Source organism: Micromonospora gifhornensis (genome assembly GCF_016863515.1).
In the GTDB taxonomy this organism is placed as follows: Bacteria; Actinomycetota; Actinomycetes; order Mycobacteriales; family Micromonosporaceae; genus Micromonospora; species Micromonospora gifhornensis.
In genome coordinates, this window is record NZ_BOPA01000069.1 from 1 (window position 1) to 6,501 (window position 6,501).

4 protein-coding genes are annotated in these 6,501 nt (G+C 71.6%); 2 read left to right on the plus strand and 2 right to left on the minus strand.

All coding sequences use genetic code 11. The features are described from left to right. Positions 1–624: 624 nt before the first annotated feature. Positions 625–1,383, plus strand: a complete 759-nt coding sequence (locus Vgi01_RS29330; RefSeq protein ID WP_204293229.1) for an AfsR/SARP family transcriptional regulator — start codon at positions 625–627, stop codon at positions 1,381–1,383. Between the two features lie 12 nt (positions 1,384–1,395). Here Vgi01_RS29330 and Vgi01_RS29335 read toward each other — a convergent pair whose 3' ends face one another. After that, positions 1,396–2,586, minus strand: coding sequence for a cytochrome P450 (locus tag Vgi01_RS29335; RefSeq protein ID WP_013733063.1), 1,191 nt, complete (start codon positions 2,584–2,586; stop codon positions 1,396–1,398). Between the two features lie 90 nt (positions 2,587–2,676). Then, positions 2,677–5,346, minus strand: coding sequence for a helix-turn-helix transcriptional regulator (locus tag Vgi01_RS29340; RefSeq protein ID WP_204293230.1), 2,670 nt, complete (start codon positions 5,344–5,346; stop codon positions 2,677–2,679). A gap of 394 nt (positions 5,347–5,740) precedes the next feature. On the opposite strand from Vgi01_RS29340, the gene Vgi01_RS29345 reads away from it, so the two are divergent. Then, on the plus strand, positions 5,741–6,460 hold the full coding sequence (locus Vgi01_RS29345; protein WP_050814588.1) for an AfsR/SARP family transcriptional regulator: 720 nt from the start codon (positions 5,741–5,743) through the stop codon (positions 6,458–6,460). The last annotated feature ends 41 nt before the right edge of the window (positions 6,461–6,501 follow it).

Consider the following 6,501-nt stretch of genomic DNA (forward strand, 5'->3'; position numbering starts at 1 on the left):
TCTTAGATCCGATCGGAGATGTCACGCTGCCCGCTTCGACCGGCCCTGCGAGCGCCTAACACAGCCGGCTGCCGGCCGCACCGCCGCTTTCCAGCAGCGCCGCCAGCTGAGCCGGGACAATCCCGCGAACCGCACGCTGCCGTCCTGGGGCGGGCAAGGCGTTCGATGCCGAACGCCTTGCCCAGCGCGGCGACCTGGGCTTCGCTGATGCCCCCGGCGCGGACCTGACAGGTCGGCAGTTCAGCGGTCGCGGCGGCGGCGACCGGGAGCGAGGGTCGCGGCTCCGGTCGTGCCGGCGACGGTCAAGCCGAGGCCGAGCTGCCGTCACGGGCTGCGGAATCGTTGATGTGGCATGGGAACCTCCCGTTCGACGAGGGCAGCGCGAACCGCGCCACCAGCATGACGACGGAGGTCGCCACCGGATACACGGTCGGTCAGCCCGACCCCTGCCGTCCGCTGCTCGGGCGTCGCTCGACGGCCCACCCCACCGGTTGCCGTCCTCGCAGGAACGTCTCGTCCTGGCTGCAGCTGTCACCACGCACCCCGGTCCGTACGCAATTTCTCTGATGTCCCGGGAACGGTGAGCGGCCAGAATACGGTGGCCGCCGACCTGCGGAGGAAACCATGCGCTACCAGTTGCTCGGAGCATTGCGGATCGCCGATCCCGCACCTCGCACGATTACCGCGCCGAAGGTGGAAACGCTGTTCGCCACGCTCCTCATCCGGGCCAACCACACCGTCACCACCGACGAACTCATCGCTGAGCTGTGGGGCGAGAACCCTCCCCGCCACGCCCGCACCGCGCTGCACGTCTACGTTTCGCAGATCCGCAAGCAGATCCCGAGCCCGCGCCCCGGCGCAGCGGTGCTGCACACGAAGCCGCAGGGCTACCAGATGGAGGTCGACGAGAACCTCGTCGATGCTGTCGAGTTGCAGCGGATGCACGCGCTGGGCAGGTCGTTGCTGGAAACCGACCCGGAGGCGGCCCTGGTCCCGCTGCGCCACGCGGTCGGGCTGTTCCGGGGTCCCGTGCTCGCCGGCATCCGCAACGGCCTCGTGGTCGGTAACTTCGCCGAATGGGCCGAGGAGGTCCGCGTGGACTGCCTGCACGCCATTGGGCGGGCGGCACTGGCCACGAACCGGCATCGGGAGCTCATCGGCGAACTCGTGCAGTGGGTCGAGGAGCACCCACTGCACGAGCCGCTGCGGGAGGTGTTGATGGTGGCGCTCACCCGGGCCGGTCGCCGCGCCGAGGCGTTGGCGGCGTACCAGTCGACGCGGCGGGTGCTGCACGAGGAGCTGGGGCTTGAGCCTGGTGAGGCGATGCGCCGGCTTCAACTCGCGATCCTGAGTGCCGATGTGGGTCTGGTGCCGGCTGCCTGACGGGCCCTACGCCTACCAGGTGACTGGCAGCCGGTACACGCCCTGCACCGAGCCGCCCGGTTTCACCGGCAGCGACGACAGTGGCTCCGCCAGCGCCAGGGTGGGCAGTCGTTCGAACAGGGCCCGCAGCGTCACCTCCAGCTCGGCCCGGGCGAGGTTCTGGCCCAGGCACTGGTGGATGCCGTAGCCGAAGGCCAGGTGGTGACGGGCGCGGCGGGAGACGTCCAGCGCGTCCGGGTCGGGGAAGGCGGCCGGATCCCGGTTGCTGGCGGCGGCGGGTAGGTAGACCGCGTCGCCGACGCGCAGGACATGGCCGGCGACCTCGATGGGTTCGGCGACCACCCGCTGGATCTCGTCGGCGACGGACAGGTAGCGCAGCAGCTCCTCCACCGCGTTCGGGAGCAGACTCCAGTCGGAGCGTAGGCGGTCGAGTTGTTCCGGGTTCTCCAGCAGGCCGACGATGCTCATCGTGATCATATTGGCTGTGGTCTCGTGCCCTGCCACGAGTAGGAACATGACCGTCTCTGCCAGGTCCCGCCGGGTGATCTGCCCTGTGTCGAGGTGGCTCGCGATGAGTTCGTCCAGCAACCCCTCCCCCGGCTTGGTCTGCTTCTCCCCGATCAACGTGTCGACGTACTCGGTCAGGGCGGCGGCCGCGCCGGCCGCCTCCTGTGCGGTGCTCGAACCCAGCACCATGCGCTGGGTCTGGCTCTCGAAGAAGTCGTGGTCGGCGTACGGGACGCCCAGCAGCCGACAGATCACGGTGGACGGTACGGGCAGGGCCAGGGTGGGCACCAGATCCACCGGCGGGCCCTCCTGCAGCACCGCGTCGAGACGGGCGCTGACGATCTCTTCTATCTCTGGGCGCATCTGCTGGGTCCGGTGGACGGTGAACGCCGCGATCAGCATGCGCCGCCGCTGGGTGTGCACCGGCGGATCCATGCCGACCAGTGGTACCAGCTTGGCGGCGGACATCCGGGGCACCAGCACCGGGAAGTCCGGTCGTAGCCGGTCGGAGGAGAGTCGCGGGTCGACCAGCAACGTCCGGGCGACGTCGTGGTCGGTCACCACCCACGCCGTACGGTCGCCCACCAGCCGGACCTGGGCCAGTGGCCCATTCTCGCGCAGGGCGGCGTAGCCCTCCGGCGGCTGGTGGGGACAGGTGCGGGTCATCGGGAACGCGGGCAGCTGGACGTCGGTCATGGCGGCCTCCTCGGTGGGTGGTCAGAACCTAGGAGAGACCGGTAAAGCCACTCTGATGACGGCCGGACTCCACACCGGAGGCGGGGCTCTTCAGGCGATGCTCGCCATGAGCCGGGCCAGCTCGGCGCGGGTGGCGATGTTCAACTTGCGGTAGATGCGGGTGAGGTGGACGTCAACGGTGCGGGGGCTGATCGCCAGGCTGTTGGAGATGTCCTTGGTCTTGCGACCGGTGCCCGCCATCGACGCGATCTCCTGCTCGCGTCGCGTGAGGACGGACAGCATCGGGTGGGTCACCTCCGTCACCGACGGGCGGGTGCGGTATTCGGCCAGGGCTCGGCCTGCGCCGCAGCGCCGGGCCACCTCCCGGGCGAGGGCCAGGTCAGCCCGGCCCGCGCCGGGTTGGCAACGGGCCGCTTCGGCCAGGGCGACGGCCTGGGAGAAGGCCAGACCGGCGGTGTGGAAGAGCGCGGCGGCCTCGCGGAAGAGCGCGGTCGCGCCGGCCAGGTCGTTGCGCGAGCGCAGCAGGTGGGCGCGGGCGGAGACGGCGTAGGGCCGTAGGTAGGGCACGCCCATCCGGTCCACGACCGCCGCGGCGCGGCTCGCCCACTCCGCCAGGGGAAGATCGGCCCGGCCGGAGGCGGCGGCCAGGAGTTCGTAGCTCCACGGACGCAGCACGTCGGGGATGTCGTCCAGGCCCGGACCACCACCGAAGTCCAGGATGACGGTCACGGCCCGACGGGGGTCGCCGCCGGCCAGGGCCGCCTGTGCCAACGCCAGCCCGGCCGTGGCGCTCCACGTCGAGCTGCCCGGTGGGAGGATCGCCGCTGCCTGCTCCGCCAGGTCGACCGGCTCCCGGTCGCCCTGCGGCAGCAGCCAGGCGAGACTGAGCGAACGCAGCGCCAGCGCCAGCCCGTGCAGTCGCCACGCACCCATCTGCTCCGCGATCCGCGCGGCCTCGGCGGCCGCCTCCTGCGCGGCGTCCAACTCGCCCAGCCTTCGGCAGCTGTTGCTCAGCGTGTTGTAGAGCAGCGGGAGCAGGTGGCGGCCCCCGCTGCGCCGGATCACCGTCACGCCGCGTGCGGCGTGACGGCGTGCGTCGCGGTATCGGCCGCTGTACGACTCGGCCGAGGCCAGCATGACCAGGCACTCGGGATCTGCGGCCAGGTCAGGGTCGGCCGCCGCGTCCGCGATGGCGGCGGCCGCCGACAGGTCCGCCGCGCTGGCGGCGCCGCCACCGGCGCCGAAGGCGCGGACGGACAGGACGCCCATCTCGCCGAGCCGGTCGCCGTGTACGCGTGCCACCCGCAGCGCGACGTCCGCCACGCCGGGAGTCAGCGCAACTCCCTCCAGGCTCGCCAGCACGCCCTGCACGACCGCGAGGCGTACCAGCACCGCAGGCGGATCCTCGGGGGCCTCGGCCAGCGCGGCGGCGATGAGGCTGCCGCCCTCGCGGGCCCGCCCCAGCAGGCACTCGGCCAGGGCGCCGGGCACCAGCGCGTGGGCTCGCGCCTCCCAGGACAGCGGCGGGTCGGACCGCAGGATCTGGTGCAGCAGAACGCTGCTGGCGGTGGGCTGCCCCGACGCGAGCAGCGCGCCGACCAGGGCGGAGGCAAGCTCGTTGCGGGCGCGGGCACCGGCCGGCGCGAGATCCAACGCCACCCGTAGCCAGTGCACGGCCTGTGCGGGAGTGCCCGCCATGGCCTCCTGTGCCGCGCCGGCCAGCACGGTCAGATCCTCGTCGGAGCCCTGCGGTGCCCGCTCGACGTGCGGAGCCACCACGCTGTGCGGGGCGCCACGTGACAACAGCAGGGTCCGCGCCCGGCGGTGCGCCGCCGCCCGCCAGCAGATGTCGATGTCGTCGTAGTAGAGCGTGTGCAGCACCGGATGTCGGAAGACGTACTCCCGCGGCCGGTCGGACGGGCGCAGCAGGTCACGGCGGACCAGCACGCTGGTGGCCGCGCAGGCGCGCTCGCGCGGCAGACCGGCCACCTCGGCGACGCCGGCGACGTCCACTGAGCCACCCAGCACGGCGGCGGCTTCCAGGACGCGCGTCGCGTCCGGCCCGAGTGACGCCTTCTCGCCGAGCAGCGCCGTCGCGGCGGCACCGCGCGGAGCGGCCAGTGCCAGCAGGTACCGGGGATTGCCCTCGGCCCGCTCGTGCAGCCTGCGGACCTGTGGGTCCTTGATGCTGCAGCCGAGCAGCCGGGCGGACTCCGGCAGCGTCAGCGGACCCACCTCCACGCGCTCGACGACACCGACGTCGCGGCCGTCGGCCAGCACCGCGAGCAGCCCGGTGTGGGTCTGCGTCGGTCGCAGTGCGATGACGACCAGGAGCCCGACGTCCAGCGCCGTCTGGGTCAGCGCCCGCACCAGCCGTACCGAATCCTCGCCGGCCCAGTGGAAGTCGTCGACGGCGACCAGCAACCCGGCCGGATCGGCGGCCTGCCGCAACGCATCGGCCAGTTCGCCGGGACTCCCCGTGGCTCCGGTCACCGCGGCGGCGAGGGTCAGCGGGCTGTCCGGTGTCACCTCGGTGCACCGACCGGCGGCGATCGGGATGCCCGCCACGCGGGCGAGCCGGGTCAGCTCGGTCAGTGCCTGCGTCTTGCCGATCCCCGGCTCACCGACCAGTTCCACTACGCCACCGCGCCCGGAGCGGGCCCGGGCGAGCGCCTGCGACAGCCGATCTGCGGGTGTGGCCTGGGCCTGCGGTGTGTGACGCCCGGATGTGCCGATCCGATGCTCTGCCGTGTCGCGCACGAGCACACCACCCTTCGCCTGCCGACCCCGATCACGGCTGGTCCCAGTTTAACCACCAGCGTCGTGGTCACAACCGCGCATAATCAGCGAGCCCCATTGACTGGAAAAAATGCATCTCAATATCCGGACGTGCGGCCGGAGAAAATGCTGCGCGCCGTTTACATACCGCATATTGACTTGTTAACAGTTGCCCCGACCCGCCCGGTGGCAGGCCGCCACGATCCGGCGAAATACCATCCTGACCGGGCATTCAGCCCCCAATAAGGCCACCGATCGATGCGTACGTACTTTCTCTGATGCAGATCCCGACGACCGCGCACTAGCATCAGCCAAAACCGATAAATCGGGGGCAGCAATGCGCTACGAATTACTCGGACCACTACGACTGGTGGGCGTGGACACCCGTACACCGGTCAACGCGCCCAAACAGCAGGCGTTGTTGACCACGCTGCTGATTCGCTCCGACCAGGTCGTCGGCAGTGAGCACCTCGGCACCGAACTCTGGGGCGAGCGCCCTCCGCGGCGCGCGCAGGCCGCCCTGCACGTGCACGTGTCCCAGGTGCGCCGCCTGCTCCCGGCAGGTCGGCTCGCGACCGTCACAGGCGGCTACACGCTGCGGATCCGGGCCGGTGACGAGGTCGACGCCCACGAGTTCCGCGCGCTGTCCGAGCGGGGGCGGGCGCATCTGCGCGCGCGCCGGTACCGGGAGGCGGTGGCGTGCTTGGAACGGGCATTGACGCTGTGGCGGACCGGCCCGGTGCTGACGTTGGCCGGCGGGCGGACCGTCGCCGTCTTTGCCCGCTGGCTGGAGGAGACCCGGTTGGAGTGCCTGGAGATGCTCGTGGAGGCGCGACTCGCGCTGGGCGGGCACCAGGAGGTGGTCGACCTGCTGACCGCGGTGCTGGCCGACCATCCACTGCACGAGAACTTCCACCGGCAACTGATGGTCGCGCTGGTCCGCGCCGGACGATGGACCGACGCGTTGCGCGCCTACCAACACACGCACCGGCTGCTCCGCGAGGAACTCGGGTTGGAGCCGGACCGGTCGCTGCGCGAGTTGCACCACTGGATCCTGCGGGCCTACCGGCGGCGGGAGGTAGCCCAAGCCTGCTGAAGGCAGGCGGGGGGTGGGCGCCCACGGCGCCCCCCCCCCCC